Genomic DNA, 15,194 nt, shown 5'->3' with positions numbered 1-15,194 from the left:
GCGCAACTCGGGCCCGGTCAATCTCCTGCCCACGGGACATCCCTGACCCACGGCGAGGCAGCCGCGACGATCGACCAGGCACCGTCGGCGGGTACGTCGATGACCCGGTAGGCCTTCTCACCCGCGGCGGTGGCGGCGATCAGCGTGGCCACCCCGGACCGCCGCTGCAAGAATGTCTGACGCACCGTCCACCCGATGATGCCGGGCCCGGCGATACAGTCGCGGCGCCGCTCGAGGCTGCCGCTGCGCGCCACCAGCCAGCCGTCACCGACCCGGTGCCCGAGCGAGCGGACCCGGTCGGCGGCCAGCAGCGCACAGCACCCCGTTAGCACCGCCCACACCACCCACAGCCAGACCGGCGGCACCGACAGCACAGTCGCCGCCAGCAGCGCGATCCCGAGTATCACCGGCACGGCGAGCGCTCTGGTCCACCGGCGCCTCGCCGCCGAGGCCCCGTGACCGCGCAACGGTCCCATGACCTCCTCCTGGCGGGCGATGAGATCGCTCAGCACGGCTCGCGCGGTTGCCGCCGGACACGGCGGCAACAACAACGACGCCTCGCCCGCCCCGCCCACCCCGGTCATCACCGCGTCGAGCCGCGCCCCGCCGAACGCCCTGACCAACAATGGTTCCCGCAGTGTGCCACCGCGCAGTCGGCGCATGTCGTAGGTGCGTTCCTGCCGACGTAGCAGCCCGTGTTCGAGATGCAGGACGTCGGCATCTCTACGCAGGAGCAGGTTTCCGTACGTCAGCAGCGACCGCAGCACCGACAGCACCACAGAGCCGATCAGGACGACGACCACGACGGCGGCCACTGTCGCCGCGACGCCGAAGCGTTGGGTGACGCCGCGGCCGTCCTCGGCCAGGCCGGTACTCCGCAGCAGCGCACCGGCTCCGGCTTGGTACAGGAGACCGGCCGCGGCGGCGATCGTCGCCAGACCGGTGAAGCTGAGCGGGCTGTACCGCAGCCACTCCGGCTGCCAGCGCGCCAGTACCCGGCCCCGCGGTTCGGCATCGCCCGTGATCGTCAGCGAGCCGGCCAGCAGCTCGGCCCGCAGGTGCGGGACCTGGCCGGCCTCCACGGCGTCGAGCGCGAACGCGTCGTCGCCGTGCGCCTCCTGCCCGGTGCTCACCTGCACAACGGTCAACCCGAGCAACCGGTGCAGTAGGCGGGCATCGGTCGACACGGAGCGGATCCTGTTGCGGGGCACCGAGAGTACCCGGCGCTGCAGGACACCCGCGCGCAGCTGTACCTCCTCGGCGTCGATGCGGTACGTCGTGGTGAACCACCGGGCCACCCCGACGGCGACCGTCACCGCCAACGCGGCGACCGCCCACAGCGGATTCCCGGTCGCCGACCCGAGCACGACCGAACCGATCAGCACCGGAACCTGCCGCAGCACCTCGTGCACCGGATGGACCAGCAGCATGCGCGGGCTCAACCGCAGCCATTGGGGCTCCGGTGCTGTGGTGGTCACGTCGCGTCCTGTTCGCCGAGCGCTGTGATGTCGGTCAGCTGCGCGACGATCCGTTCGGCGACCGGGGCGTCGAGGGCGACGATGCGCACGGCTCCGGCCGACGACGCCGTCGTCACCGTCACGTCGGACAACCCGAACAGCCGGTCCAGCAGCCCGCGCTGGGTGTCGACGGTCTGCACCCTGGAGATCGGGGCGATCCGGCGCTCCTGCATCAGCCAACCGGTCCTGGTGTACACCGCCCGCTCGTCGACGGCCCAGCGGTGCACCCGATACCGCCACACCGGCACGACGCCGACGAACAACACGATGCCCAGTAGCGTGCCCACCGCCGCCGCGGCGTGCAGCCACCTATTCGCCGGGTCCGCCGCCCACCAGGCCACCTGCGCCACCGCGAGCACCAGCCACGGCAGCGCCGCCGACGTCGCCCACAGCAGGGGCGCCTTGGCGCTCGGGCGGTTCTCCGGATCGGCCAGGACAAGGGGCGGGTGCTCCATGGTTTGAGCATGGCTCATCGGTGGCTCCCGCTGAAGGCCAGTAGGGTTCTCTCATGAGCCCGAACACCAAATGGACTGCGGCGGACGTGCCCGACCAGGAGGGCCGTGTCGCCGTCATCACCGGCGCGAACACGGGCATCGGTTACCAGGCGGCGGCGGTGCTGGCCGGTAAGGGCGCCCACGTGGTGCTCGCCGTGCGCAACACCGACAAGGGCCGCGCGGCAGCCGAGCGCATCCGCGCAGGAATGCCGCATGCGGACGTGAGCGTGCGTGAACTCGATCTGACGTCACTGGACAGCATCCGCGCTGCGTCTGACGAGCTGCGCGCCGACTACCCGCGGATCGACCTGCTGGTCAACAACGCCGGCGTGATGATGACCGACAAGGGCACCACCAAGGACGGTTTCGAGCTGCAGCTCGGCACCAACCACCTCGGGCACTTCGCGCTCACGGGCCAACTGCTGGACAACCTGCTCCCCGTCGAGGGCTCGCGCGTCGTCACCATCAGCAGCGGCGCACACCGCTTCGGCCGCATGAACTTCGACGACCTGCAGTCCGAACGCGGCTACAACCGTGTCACCGCCTATGGGCAGAGCAAGCTGGCCAACCTGCTGTTCACCTACGAGCTCGACCGCCGGCTGTCGGCCAAGGGCGCGCCGACCATCGCCGTCGCCGCGCATCCCGGCGGCTCCGACACCGAGCTGACCCGGAACCTGTGGCCGGTGCTGCGGCAACCCATCCAGCTCGTATGGGGGCTGCTGGCACAGAGCGCCGAGATGGGTGCGCTACCGACGCTGCGCGCGGCGACGGACCCGGACGTGCGTGGCGGGCAGTACTACGGCCCCGACGGCATCGGCGAACAGCGCGGCCACCCGAAACTCGTGCAGTCCAGCGCCCGTTCGCACGATGCGGCCGCACAGCGCCGCCTGTGGAGTGTTTCCGAAGAACTCACCGGCGTCACCTTCCCCGTCTGAACGTGCGCACTGTCGAACAGCACCAGCGGGTCGTCGCTGGGCTGATCCAGAGGCGTCCGGCGGTCCGGCTGCCGATCGCCGCCACACTGGGCCTCACGCTGGCCGAGGACGTCGTCGCGCCGCTGTCCCTGCCCGGGTTCGACAACTCCGCGATGGACGGATACGCCGTCGTCGCCAAAGACGTCGCGGATGCGACCGGGGACCGACCGGTTCGTCTGCCGGTCGCCGAGGACATCCCGGCCGGGCGCACCGATCCGCTGGTGCTGCAACCCGGGACCGCGCACCGCATCATGACGGGCGCACCACTGCCTCTCGGGGCGACGGCGGTGGTCCCGGTCGAAGCCACCGACGCCGGCACCGGCACCGTGGCGATCCGTTCCCCCGCCCGGGCAGGACAACACGTCCGCACCGCCGGTGAGGACGTCACCGCGGGCACCACGGTCCTGCGGGCCGCAGTGGTGCTGACACCTGCGGCGCTGGGTCTGGCGGCGGCGCTGGGCCTCGGTGAACTCGCGGTCATCCCGCGGCAGCGCGTGCTGGTCATGTCGACGGGAACCGAACTGGTCGCCCCAGGTACTGCGCTGCTCCCCGGGCAGATCTACGAGTCCAATGCCGTCATGCTCGCCGCGGCCGTCCGCGAGGCCGGCGGTGAAGTGGTCGCCTCCCCGATGACCGGCGACGACGTCGACGCCTTCCGCGCAACGCTGGACCGCTACGCCGGACAGGCCGACCTGATAGTCACCACCGGCGGTGTCAGTGCTGGGGCCTACGAGGTCGTCAAGGACGCGCTCGGGGGCTCGCCTGAGGTCGAGTTCACCAAGGTGGCCATGCAACCCGGTATGCCGCAGGGCGCGGGCCGGGTCGGCGGGACGCCCGTCGTCACGCTGCCCGGCAATCCGGTCAGCGCGCTCGTCTCGTTCGAGGTGTTCTTGCGGGCACCGCTGCGCGCGGCGATGGGCGCACCGCAGCCCGAACGCCCACGCCGCAGCGCAGTGCTCACCGACAATCTGACGTCGCCACGCGGTAAGCGACAGTTCCGCAGAGGTGTGTTCGACCAGCACACCGGCGAGGTGATGAGCTACGGGCCGCCGGCGTCGCACCACCTGCGCTGGCTGGCGTCGGCCAACTGTCTGCTCGAGATCCCCGAAGACACCCACGAGCTGCCCGCCGGATCGCGGGTCGACCTATGGGACCTGAGCTAGCCTGCCCGGCACCCCCCGCACGTAGAATCCAGCCGATGGCCAGACGCCCCAGCACCGATGATCTCAGAACCGGCCCAGAGCGGTTCATGGCGCTGGTGAAGACCACCGTTCCGCCGGTCCACCCGGCTGGCTTGCCGTTCATCGGCGCCGGCCTCGCGGTGGCCGCCGCAGGCCGCCGCAACCGCTGGCTGCGGGGCGTGGGGCTGGTCGCCGCCGGTGCCAACGCCGCCTTCTTCCGGCATCCAGCGCGCGTGCCACCGACCCGGCCGGGCGTGGTCGTCGCGCCCGCCGACGGGCTGATCTGCCTGGTCGAGGAGGCCGAACCACCCGCCGAGCTCGACTTGGCTGCCCGGCCGGTGCCGCGGGTCAGCATCTTCCTGTCGATCTTCGACGCCCACGTCCAGCGCATCCCGATCAGCGGTGAGGTGGTCGCTGTCGAACACCGGCCAGGGTTGTTCGGCTCCGCCGAACTGGCGGCGGCCAGCGAGGACAACGAACGCAACAGCGTGGTGATCCGCACCGACACCGGCGTCCAGGTGATCGCCGTGCAGATCGCGGGCCTGGTCGCCCGTCGCATCGTCTGCGACCTCACCACCGGCGACAAGGTGAACATCGGCGACACCTACGGCCTGATCCGCTACGGTTCCCGGCTGGACACCTACCTTCCCGAGGGCACCGAGATCCAGGTGCTGCCGGGCCAGCGCGCGGTCGGCGGCGAGACGATCCTGGCGACGTTTTCGTGATCCAGCCGCGCAGCGTGCCCAAACGCGTCGTCAGCCTGCGCATGCTGCCCAGCGCGATGACGGTCGCCGCGATCTGCCTCGGCCTGTCGTCGGTGAAGTTCGCGCTCGACGGCAGGCCCACCGAGGCCATGGCGTTCCTGGCGGTGGCGGCGATCCTCGACGCCCTCGACGGCCGCATCGCTCGCATGCTCAACGCGACGTCGAAGATGGGCGAGGAGATCGACTCGCTGGCCGACGCGGTGAACTTCGGTGTCGCACCGGCGTTCATCGTCTACGGCACCCTGTTGTCGCAGTCGCGCATCGGCTGGATCGTGGTGCTGCTCTACGCGGTGTGTATCGTGCTGCGGTTGGCCAGGTTCAACGCGATGCTCACCGAAGACCAGCCCGCCTACACCAAGGAGTTCTTCGTCGGGATGCCGGCGCCCGCAGGGGCGATCGGCGCGATCGGTCCGCTGGCGGCCAAAATGCAGTTCGGCGACGGCTGGTGGACGTCGGAGATGGCGGTGGTCATCTGGATTGTCGGCGTGTCGCTGCTGGTGGTCAGCACGATCCCGATGCGCAAGATCCACACGTTCTCGGTGCCGCCGAACATGGTCGCGCCGCTGCTCGCGCTGCTGGCGATCGGCGTGACGGCCTCAATCCTCTACGGCTACCTGGTGATCCTGGTGGTGATCGTGGCCTACGTCGTGCACATCCCGTTCGCGGTGCGCACCAACCGGTGGCTCGCCGCGCACCCCGAGACGTGGGACGACAAACCGCGTCAGCGCCGCGCGATCCGCCGCGCCTCGCGACGCGAGATCCGGCGCACCCAGCCGCACCGTCGTTCGGTGGCCCGCCTCGGCCTGCGCAAACCCGGCCGGTGACATGACGGAGTCCGAACTGTCCGGCCACGAAACCAATCTCAGCCATCTGCGGCTGACGGCGCGGCTGAACACCTCGGCGCTGGACTCCCGGCGCGGGGTGGTGCGGCTGCACCCCGAGGTGATCGCCGCGCTCGGTATACGGGAATGGGATGCGGTGTCGCTCACCGGCGCACGCGCGACAGCCGCGGTGGTCGGCATCGCCCCGTCGGGAATTCCGACCGGGACGGCCCTGCTCGACGACGTGACGCTGTCGAACGCGGGTCTGCGCGAAAACAGCCCCGTCATCGTGGCGCCGGCGACGGTTTACGGCGCGCGGTCGGTGACGGTGTCGGGGTCACGGCTGGCCACCCACTCGATCTCGCCCGCGACGCTGCGGCAGGCGCTGCTGGGCAAGGTGATGACGGTGGGCGACACCGTCTCCCTGCTGCCGCGCGACCTCGGCCCCGGAACGTCCGCGTCGGCGGCGACCACCGCACTCGCCTCGTCGGTGGGCATCACCTGGACCTCGGAACTGCTGACGGTCACCAGCGTCGACCCAGCCGGCACCGTGAGCATCCAACCGAATTCCTCTGTCACCTGGGGCGGCGGGCCTGCCGGCCAGACCGAAACGCCAGCCGCGATGGGAGCGACCGTGGAGTCCACGGTCGGGGAGGCCACCGTCACCACACCGTCGGCGGACACGCCGGCGGTGTCTTACGACGACCTCAAGGGCAGCCACGTCCCGGCCGGCCGGCTCACCGAATGGCTCAAACTCTCCCTCGACGAGCCGTCGTTGCTGCAGACCCTTGGTGCCACGGCACATCTCGGCGTCCTGGTGTCCGGACCCGCCGGGGTGGGCAAAGCCACGCTGGTGCGGACGGTCTGCGCGCAACGGCGACTCGTCGAGCTGGACGGCCCCGAGGTGGGCGCGCTGCACGCCGAGGACCGGCTCAACCGGGTCTCGTCGGCGGTGGCGACGGTGCGCGACGGCGGCGGCGTGCTGCTGATCACCGACATCGACGCGCTGCTGCCCGCGACGCCGGAACCGGTGGGCACGCTGATCCTCACCGAACTGCGCAGGGCCGTCGCGACACCCGGTGTGGCGTTCGTGGCGACCTCGGCCAGGCCGGATGGCGTCGACCCCCGGCTGCGCGACCCGCAGTTGTGCGACCGCGAACTGGGGTTGAGTCTGCCCGACGCCGCCACCCGCAAGGCCCTGCTGGAGGTGCTGTTGCGCGGCGTTCCGGCGCAGGACCTCGAGATCGACGAGGTCGCCGGGCGAACACCCGGTTTCGTGATCGCCGACCTGTGCGCACTGGTTCGGGAGGCGGCTCTGCGGGCGGCCGCGCGCGCCAGTGCCGACGGGGCGCCCCCACAGCTCACCCAGCGCGACCTCACCGGTGCGCTCACCGTGATTCGCCCGCTGTCGAGGTCGGCCACCGAAGAGCTGTCGGTCGGGTCGGTGACGCTCGCCGACGTCGGCGACATGGCCGAGACCAAGCAGGCACTGAGCGAGGCGGTGCTGTGGCCGCTTCAGCATCCCGACACCTTCGAACGCCTCGGCATCGAGCCGCCGCGCGGTGTGCTGCTCTACGGGCCGCCCGGCTGCGGTAAGACCTTCGTGGTGCGCGCCCTGGCCAGTTCGGGGCGGCTGTCCGTGCACGCCGTCAAGGGCGCCGAACTGATGGACAAATGGGTCGGCGCGTCGGAGAGGGCGGTGCGCGACCTGTTCCGCCGCGCCCGTGATTCTGCGCCGTCGCTGGTGTTCCTCGACGAGATCGACGCGTTGGCGCCGCGGCGCGGGCAGAGTTTCGACTCCGGGGTGACCGACCGCGTGGTGGCGTCGCTGCTGACGGAACTCGACGGCATCGAACCGATGCGCAACGTCGTGGTGCTTGGAGCCACCAACCGGCCCGATCTGATCGACCCGGCCCTGCTGCGGCCAGGCCGGCTGGAACGGCTGGTGTTCGTCGAACCACCTGACGCCGAGGCGCGACGCGAGATCCTGCGTACCGCGGGCAAATCCATCCCGCTGGCCACCGAGGGGGAACAAGCCGTCGACCTCGACACACTGGCCGCCGGCCTCGACGGCTACAGCGCCGCCGATTGCGTTGCGCTGCTCCGCGAGGCGGCGCTGTCGGCGATGCGGCGGTCGATCGACGCCGCCGACGTCACCGCGACCGACGTGGAGGCGGCCCGGCAGACCGTGCGCCCGTCGCTGGACCGGGTCCAGGTCGACACGCTGCGCGCGTTCTCCGAAAACCGCTAGGGCGGCCAGCCGGGCGAGCGGAGTGCGGCTGGACCACAAGACCGGCGAAACAGTGCACCGGGCCTGCTTCTGGGGTCGTGGTGGCAGTGCTCAGCACTACCCTGGCTGGGGCTAGGTCGGGCCGAGGTTGACACCCGACCCCAATCAAGATCGGAGTGCCATGCTGGCCATCCTCTGTGCCCATGCGGTCGCCACCGCGTTGGCGCCCCTCATGGTGGCCAGATGGGGACGGATCGTGTTCTATCCGCTGGCGGTCGTCCCGCTGGTCTCCTTGGTGTGGGTTGCGCTGAACTGGCCGGAGCCCGGTGGTGCGCAGACCCTCAACTTCGTCTGGCTGCCCGAGCTGTCCATGGACATCACGCTGCGGTTCGACACGTTGGCCGCGATCATGAGCGTGCTCATCCTGGGTATCGGCGCGCTCGTGCTGTTCTACTGCGGCACGTACTTCCACCATCGCGACGGCCACATCGAGAAGCGTCTGCCCAGTTTCGCCGCCGAGATGGTGGCGTTCGCCGGGTCCATGTTCGGGCTGGTCGTCAGCGACAACATGCTGATCCTGTACGTGTTCTGGGAGACGACTACGGTGTTGTCGTTCCTGCTGGTCGGCCACTACGCCGAACGTGCGACGAGCCGCCGCGCCGCCACGCAGGCACTGCTCGTCACCACCTTCGGCGGGCTGGCGATGCTGGTGGGCATCATCATCCTCGGCAACCGCGCCGGCACCTACCTGCTCTCCGAACTGGTCGCCGCACCGCCGTCCGGGGTCGCCGCCGGGGTGGGGGTGGCGCTCATCCTGGTGGGCGCCCTGTCGAAATCGGCGATCGTGCCGCTGCACTTCTGGCTTCCCGGGGCGATGGCCGCGCCCACCCCCGTGAGCGCCTATCTGCACGCCGCGGCCATGGTCAAGGCCGGGGTGTTCCTGGTGGCACGGATGACTCCCGGATTCGCCGACTCCCCGGTGTGGCGCCCGATGATCGTCACCCTCGGACTTGCGACGATGTTGTTGGCCGGCTGGCGTGCGGTGCGCGAGTACGACCTCAAACTCATCCTGGCATTCGGCACGGTCAGCCAGTTGGGGTTGATCATCATCATGGTCGGCACCGGTGGGCGCGACATGATGCTGGCCGGACTGGCCATGCTGGTCGCGCACGCGATGTTCAAGGCGTCGCTGTTCATGGTGGTCGGTGTCGTCGACCACTCGACCGGCACCCGCGACATCCGGCGGCTGGCCTGGCTGGGCGACCGCAGCAAGCCGCTGCTGATCATCGCCATCGGCGCCACGGCAAGCATGGCGGCGCTTCCGCCGTTCCTCGGGTTCGTCGCCAAGGAGGCCGACTTCGAGGCTGTGTTGCACAGCGCCGCGCTCGGGCCCGCCGCGCCGTGGGTGCTCGCCGGTATCGCGTTCGGATCGGTGTTCACCACCATCTACAGCCTGCGCTTTCTATGGGGTGCGTTCAGCCGCAAGGGGTTGCCGGCACCGAGCGTCCGGGTGCGGGAGATGCACCGCCCTTCGGTCGCGTTCCTCGCCGCACCGGCGGTCCTGGCCGCCGCCGGCCTGGTGTCGGGTCTGTGGCCAGTACCGCTGGACGCCGTGCTCGGCGACTACGCACAGACGGTGCCCGGCGGCTCGGACTACCACCTGGCGCTGTGGCACGGCCTGACCCTGCCGCTGCTGCTGTCGGTGCTGGTGATCGCGACCGGTATCGTCGCGTTCTCCGAGCGGTCCAGACTGCGGCGGGCGCGGGTGGCCTACCTTCCGCTGGGCAACGCCGACCAGGTCTACGACGCGCTGATCCGCGGGCTCGACAGGCTGTCGGTGCGGCTGACCGCGACGACCCAGCGCGGCTCCGTCCCGGCCACCCAGTCGGTCATCCTCTGCACCCTGGTGGCGCTGCCCGCGGCGGCGCTGGCCCTCGGCGCGCGCGACCGGCCGAACTTCGCACTGTGGGATTCGCCGTGGGTGGTCGTAGTCGGTCTGCTGATGCTGGCCGCCGCGCTAGGCGCGGCGGTGATGCGCAACCGCCTGGCCGCCGTCCTGCTGATCGGGGTCACCGGCTACGGCTGCGGTGCGATCTTCGCGCTGCACGGCGCGCCGGATCTGGCGCTGACCCAGTTCCTGGTCGAGACGCTGGTGCTGGTCGTCTTCGTGCTGGTGTTGCGCACCCTGCCCGCCGAAGCCGAGAAGGCCCACATCAACCGCATGCGCCTGCCGCGTGTGGTGCTCTCGCTGGCAGTCGGTGTGACGGTGACGTCGCTCGCGGTGTACGCGATGGCGGCCCGCACGGGTGCGGGGATCGCCGAGTTGATTCCGGACGCCGCCTACTACCGCGGCCAAGGGGCCAACGCGGTGAACGTCCTGTTGGTCGACATCCGCGCCTGGGACACCATGGGTGAGATATCGGTGCTGCTCGTCGCGGCGACCGGCGTCGCCTCGCTGGTGTTCCGCAACCGCCGTTTCGGCACCGCGCCGCGGGTGTCGGACGCCGGCCAGCCCGACATCGGGCGCATCGGCAACTTCGCCAACAGCCGGGCCGCCGGCGACAGAACCTGGCTGCGCGGCAGCGAACTGCGCGATCCGCGGCACCGCTCGCTGGTGCTGGAGGTGGCGACGCGCGTCATCTTCCCGCTCATCATGGTGCTCTCGGCCTACTTCTTCTTCGCCGGCCACAACACTCCTGGCGGTGGTTTCGCCGGCGGTTTGACGGCGGGTCTGGCATTGGTGCTGCGCTATCTCGCCGGCGGCCGCTACGAGCTCGGGGAGACGCTGCCGCTGGATGCGGGGAAGATCCTCGGCGTCGGCCTGGCGCTGTCCGCGGGCACGGCGGTGACGTCGCTTTTCCTCGGTGCGCCCGTATTGTCCTCGGCCGTCGTCGAATTGGAGTTGCCGGTCTTCGGCAGCGTCAAGTTGGTGACCGCACTGTTCTTCGATTCAGGGGTGTATCTGATCGTGGTGGGCCTCGTCCTCGACGTGCTGCGGAGCCTGGGCGCCCAGGTTGACGTGGAGATGTCCCAGCCGAACTCCGGTTCGAGCAGGTCGGCGGCGAAGGTGGGCGCACGGTGACCACCTACCTCGTTCCCCTGGTCTTGATCGGCGGCCTGACCAGTGTCGGTGTCTACCTGCTCCTCGAGCGCAACCTGACCCGAATGTTGTTGGGGCTGTTGCTGATCAGCAATGCCATCAACCTGTTGATTCTCACGGTGGCCGGGCCGTCCGGCAATCCGCCGGTGCGGGGGCGCACCAGCGCAGACGAGGCCTCCACAGCTGACCCGTTGGCGCAGGGCATGATCCTCACCGCGATCGTCATCAGCATGGGGATTGCAGCGTTCATCCTTGCGCTGGCCTACCGCTCCTATCGATTGACCACCGCTGAAGAGGTCGGGAACGACCCCGAGGACACCCGCGTGTCGTCGATGGCCGCCCAGGAGGCCGCCGTTCTCGACGAGGACCGGCCACCCGAACCAGATCTGGCGATCGACACCGACCTGCCCGACGAACTCGATGCGCTGCCGGGTCGGGATGGCTCCCGGTGACGGCGCAGCGAGAAGCGAAGGCGGATCGCGCATGACGGCGCAGCGAGAAGCGAAGGCGGATCGCGCATGACGGCGCAGCGAGAAGCGAAGGCGGATCGCGCATGAGAGTGGCCTCGGTGCTCATGCCGCTGCCGGTGCTGATCCCGACGATCGCCGCTGCGCTGACGCTGTTCGCGGGCCGTCGCCCGGTGCTGCAGCGGGTGCTGGCGCAGGTGGCGCTCGTCGCGGTCGTCGTGGTCTGCGCGACGCTCGTCTACCTCACCGACCGCGACGGCACGCTGGCCCTGCACGTCGGCGGATGGGGCCAGAGCATCCCCGGCATGGGTCCGCTGGGCATCACCCTGGTCGTGGACCGGTTGTCTGCGCTGATGCTGATGGTGTCGTCCATCGTGCTGCTGGCGGTGGTCGCCTACGCCATCGGCCAGGGCATCCGCGACGGTGACGGCCGTCAGCCGGTGTCGATCTTCCTGCCCACCTATCTGGTGCTGTCGGCGGGGGTGTGCACGGCCTTCCTCGCCGGTGACCTGTTCAACCTGTACGTCGGGTTCGAGGTGCTGCTGTCCGCGAGCTTCGTGCTGCTGACCATCGGTGCCAGCGCCGAGCGCGTACGGGCGGGCATCTCGTACGTAATGGTGTCGATGGTGTCGTCGATGATCTTCCTGCTCGGCATCGGACTGGTGTACGCCGCGACCGGCACGCTGAACCTGGCCGAGCTGGCCGTGCGTCTCGACGACGTCTCCGAAGGCACCCGCATGGCGCTGTTCGCGGTGCTGATGGTGGCGTTCGGCATCAAGGCGGCGGTGTTCCCCCTGTCGACGTGGTTGCCCGACTCCTACCCGACCGCACCGGCGCCCGTCACTGCGGTGTTCGCCGGGCTGCTGACGAAGGTCGGCGTCTACGCGATCATCCGGGCGCATTCACTGCTGTTCCCGGGCGGCGGGCTGGACCAGGTGCTGCTGTGGGCGGCGCTGCTGACCATGGTGGTCGGCATCCTGGGCGCGATCGCACAGAGCGACATCAAGCGACTGTTGTCCTTCACGCTCGTGAGCCACATCGGGTACATGGTGTTCGGCATCGCGCTGTCCAGCGACCTCGGCATGGCGGGCGCCATCTACTACGTGGCGCACCACATCGTCGTGCAGACCACGCTGTTTCTCGTGGTGGGTTTGATCGAGCGCCAGGCCGGTGCCTCGACGATGACGCGCCTCGGCGGGTTGGCTGCCGCCAGCCCATTGCTGGCCTTCGTCTTCGTCGTGCCGGCGGTGAATCTGGGCGGGATACCGCCGTTCTCCGGTTTCATCGGCAAGGTCGCGCTGCTCGAGGCCGGCGCAGCCAACGGAACACCACTGGCCTGGGCGCTAGTCGGCGGCGGTGTGGTGACCAGCCTGCTGACGCTGTACGTGGTGGCGCGGGTGTGGACGAAGGCGTTCTGGCGGTCGCGTGAGGACGCACCGGAGGGGCACCTGTCGTCCACCGCGCCCGCGGCGCTGCTGGACGACACCTCCGAATCGGATGACATCCAATTCGTGGACCGTGACCATGTCGGCCGCATGCCCGCCGGAATGCTGGTGCCGACCGCGGCGCTGATCGCGGTCGGCCTGACGCTGACCGTGGCGGCGGGGCCGATCTTCGCCTACAGCGGCCGAGCTGCCGGCGAGGTGATCGACCGCGACCACTACATCACCGCGGTGGTGGGTGAGCGGCCATGAAGGTGATCGAGGGGACGAGGTGGTCACCGCGTCGGCTCGCGCTGCGGGCGTGGGTGCTGTGCTGGTTGACGTTGGTCTGGGTGCTGTTGTGGGGCACGCTTTCTATGGCCAACATCATCAGCGGCCTCGTCATCGCACTGATGATCACACTGCTGCTGCCGCTGCCGCCGGTCCCGGTGGAGGGGCGGGTGCACCTGCTGTCGCTGCTGCGGTTGATCGCCACCGTGGCGTACTACCTACTGGAGTCGTCGGTGCAGGTGGCGTGGCTGGCCGTCAAACCGGGCCCGCCACCGCTGACCGCGGTGCTACGGGCGCACTTCGCGGTGAAGTCGGACCTGGTGCTCGCTCTCGCGGTGAACATCGTGAACCTGACGCCGGGCACCATCGCGCTCGAGATTGACCAGACCAGACGTGTGGTCTACATCCATGTCATCGACGTCGGCTCCGACCGCGCGTTGAGTCGCTTCTACCGTCAGATCGGGCAGTTCGAGCGATTGCTGATCGCGGCTTTCGAACGGGAGTCGGACTGGCGGCCATCGAGTGAAAAGGAGGCGGATCGCTGAATACCGTCTGGATCATCGCGGGAGTGATGCTCAGCGTCGCCGCGGCCGCGACGATGTTCCGGCTGTTGGCCGGGCCGAGCACGCTGGACCGGCTCGTCGCGCTGGACACCCTCATCGCGGTCACCATGTGCGGGATCGGCACGTGGGCGGCGTTCAGCCGCAACACCACCGTGACGTACAGCTTGACCGCCCTGGCTCTGATCAGCTTCCTGGGCTCGGTCAGCGTGGCACGCTTCCGCGTACCCGACGTCGATAGAGCCGACAGGAAACGGAGGGTCCGGTGAACGCCTCCGACGTCGTCGCCAGCGTCCTGGTGCTGGGTGGCTCGACGCTGGCCCTGACCGCCGCCGTCGGTGTCGTCCGGTTCCCGGACACCCTGTCGCGGATGCACGCCGCGACGAAGCCCCAGGTGCTCGGTCTGCTGCTCGTGCTCGCGGGGGCGGCGCTCCGGCTGCGCGGCAATGTCGACGTCGGGATGCTCGTCCTGGCCGGACTGTTCACGGTCATCACCGCACCGGTGATCGCCAACCGTGTCGGCCAGCTCGCCTACGAGGAGCAGAACATCCGAGATGACCTGTTGACCAGGGACGAAATGCTTGAAGTCACCGCGGAAAGGGAACACCGCCGCCATGACCACTCATGACGGCATCGCGAGCGCGCTGGCCGTCGCGCTGGCCAGACGGAGTGGGTCGCACGCCGACTGTCCGTTGTTCGACGACCCGTATGCGCAGGTGTTCATCGACGCCGCGGTGAGCCGGGGGTGTCAGCTCCCGACGGACGAGACGGCCGCACGGATCAACGGGATCGCCAACTACGCCTCCTCGCGCACCAAGTGGTTCGACGAGTATTTCATCGCCGCGGGGGCACACGGCCTCGAGCAGATGGTGATCATGGCTGCGGGTCTCGACGCGCGGGCGTGGCGGCTGCCCTGGGTCAGCGGCACCACGGTCTTCGAGATCGACCAACCCGGGGTGCTGAAGTTCAAGAACGAGGTCATGCGTGAACACGGTGAGAGTCCCGCGGTGTCGCGCTATGTGGCGGTGCCCGCCGACCTGTTCGACGGCTGGCCGGAAGCCTTGCGGGCGAGGGGATTCGACAGCTCCGAACCGACGGCGTGGGCCGTCGAGGGGCTGCTTCCGTATGTCGCGGACGGCCCGCACCTGCTGTTCGACCGCATCCACGCGATGAGTCCGCCCGGGAGCCGGCTGGCCGTGGAGGCGGTCGGGACGGGAGTGGTCGACTGGCTCACCGAACAGGGTTGGCTGGTCACGACGATCGGCGCGCCGGAGTTGATGACGCGCTACGGGCGGTGCGGCGACCACAGTGAGGCCGACGCGAGCATGGACACCACCTTCGTCGACGCGACACGGGGCCGCTGAGGTTCTGGGG

The 15,194-nt window shown here is 69.7% G+C and carries 14 protein-coding genes; 12 read left to right on the top strand and 2 right to left on the bottom strand.

The features are described from left to right. Positions 1–17: 17 nt before the first annotated feature. The gene (locus G6N07_RS01445; protein ID WP_085189616.1) at positions 18–1,478 is read right to left on the bottom strand and encodes a PH domain-containing protein; all 1,461 of its coding nucleotides are present in this window, start codon (positions 1,476–1,478) and stop codon (positions 18–20) included. Beyond that, positions 1,475–1,972, bottom strand: a complete 498-nt coding sequence (locus G6N07_RS01440; protein ID WP_085189614.1) for a PH domain-containing protein — start codon at positions 1,970–1,972, stop codon at positions 1,475–1,477. The genes G6N07_RS01445 and G6N07_RS01440 overlap by 4 nt, the downstream gene beginning before the upstream one ends. Before the next feature lie 53 nt (positions 1,973–2,025). On the opposite strand from G6N07_RS01440, the gene G6N07_RS01435 reads away from it, so the two are divergent. The 12 genes from G6N07_RS01435 to G6N07_RS01380 all read left to right on the top strand — a co-directional run bounded on the left by G6N07_RS01435 (position 2,026) and on the right by G6N07_RS01380 (position 15,184). After that, positions 2,026–2,946 carry an SDR family NAD(P)-dependent oxidoreductase gene (locus tag G6N07_RS01435; protein WP_085189612.1) on the top strand — a complete coding sequence of 307 codons (921 nt, stop codon included), beginning with the start codon at positions 2,026–2,028 and terminating at the stop codon, positions 2,944–2,946. Positions 2,947–2,948: 2 nt separating this feature from the next. Further along, positions 2,949–4,148: a molybdopterin molybdotransferase MoeA gene (gene moeA / locus G6N07_RS01430; protein ID WP_085189610.1), complete on the top strand. Its 1,200-nt coding sequence runs from the start codon at positions 2,949–2,951 to the stop codon at positions 4,146–4,148. Between the two features lie 35 nt (positions 4,149–4,183). Beyond that, a complete protein-coding gene (locus G6N07_RS01425; protein WP_085189608.1) occupies positions 4,184–4,891 on the top strand; it encodes a phosphatidylserine decarboxylase in 708 nt (235 codons plus the stop codon). A gap of 41 nt (positions 4,892–4,932) precedes the next feature. Continuing rightward, positions 4,933–5,754, top strand: coding sequence for a CDP-diacylglycerol--serine O-phosphatidyltransferase (gene pssA, locus G6N07_RS01420; RefSeq protein WP_275990500.1), 822 nt, complete (start codon positions 4,933–4,935; stop codon positions 5,752–5,754). A 1-nt stretch (position 5,755) separates the two neighbouring features. Next, positions 5,756–8,002 (top strand): AAA family ATPase, encoded by a 2,247-nt coding sequence (locus G6N07_RS01415; protein WP_085189604.1) that lies wholly within the window; start codon positions 5,756–5,758, stop codon positions 8,000–8,002. Between the two features lie 160 nt (positions 8,003–8,162). Further along, positions 8,163–11,063 (top strand): Na+/H+ antiporter subunit A, encoded by a 2,901-nt coding sequence (locus tag G6N07_RS01410; protein WP_085189602.1) that lies wholly within the window; start codon positions 8,163–8,165, stop codon positions 11,061–11,063. Further along, positions 11,060–11,533 carry a Na(+)/H(+) antiporter subunit C gene (locus G6N07_RS01405; protein ID WP_085189600.1) on the top strand — a complete coding sequence of 158 codons (474 nt, stop codon included), beginning with the start codon at positions 11,060–11,062 and terminating at the stop codon, positions 11,531–11,533. Before G6N07_RS01410 ends, G6N07_RS01405 begins: the two co-directional genes overlap by 4 nt. A gap of 101 nt (positions 11,534–11,634) precedes the next feature. Beyond that, positions 11,635–13,242, top strand: coding sequence for a Na+/H+ antiporter subunit D (locus G6N07_RS01400; RefSeq protein ID WP_085189598.1), 1,608 nt, complete (start codon positions 11,635–11,637; stop codon positions 13,240–13,242). Then, positions 13,239–13,805: a Na+/H+ antiporter subunit E gene (locus tag G6N07_RS01395; protein WP_085189596.1), complete on the top strand. Its 567-nt coding sequence runs from the start codon at positions 13,239–13,241 to the stop codon at positions 13,803–13,805. Before G6N07_RS01400 ends, G6N07_RS01395 begins: the two co-directional genes overlap by 4 nt. Beyond that, positions 13,802–14,089: a monovalent cation/H+ antiporter complex subunit F gene (locus tag G6N07_RS01390; RefSeq protein WP_085189594.1), complete on the top strand. Its 288-nt coding sequence runs from the start codon at positions 13,802–13,804 to the stop codon at positions 14,087–14,089. Before G6N07_RS01395 ends, G6N07_RS01390 begins: the two co-directional genes overlap by 4 nt. Continuing rightward, a complete protein-coding gene (mnhG, locus tag G6N07_RS01385; protein ID WP_085189592.1) occupies positions 14,086–14,448 on the top strand; it encodes a monovalent cation/H(+) antiporter subunit G in 363 nt (120 codons plus the stop codon). Before G6N07_RS01390 ends, mnhG begins: the two co-directional genes overlap by 4 nt. Then, positions 14,435–15,184: an SAM-dependent methyltransferase gene (locus G6N07_RS01380; RefSeq protein WP_085189591.1), complete on the top strand. Its 750-nt coding sequence runs from the start codon at positions 14,435–14,437 to the stop codon at positions 15,182–15,184. Before mnhG ends, G6N07_RS01380 begins: the two co-directional genes overlap by 14 nt. The last annotated feature ends 10 nt before the right edge of the window (positions 15,185–15,194 follow it).

It is taken from the genome of Mycolicibacterium doricum (assembly GCF_010728155.1).
Lineage (GTDB): Bacteria > Actinomycetota > Actinomycetes > Mycobacteriales > Mycobacteriaceae > Mycobacterium > Mycobacterium doricum.
This window is presented reverse-complemented; position numbering and strand designations above follow the sequence as displayed.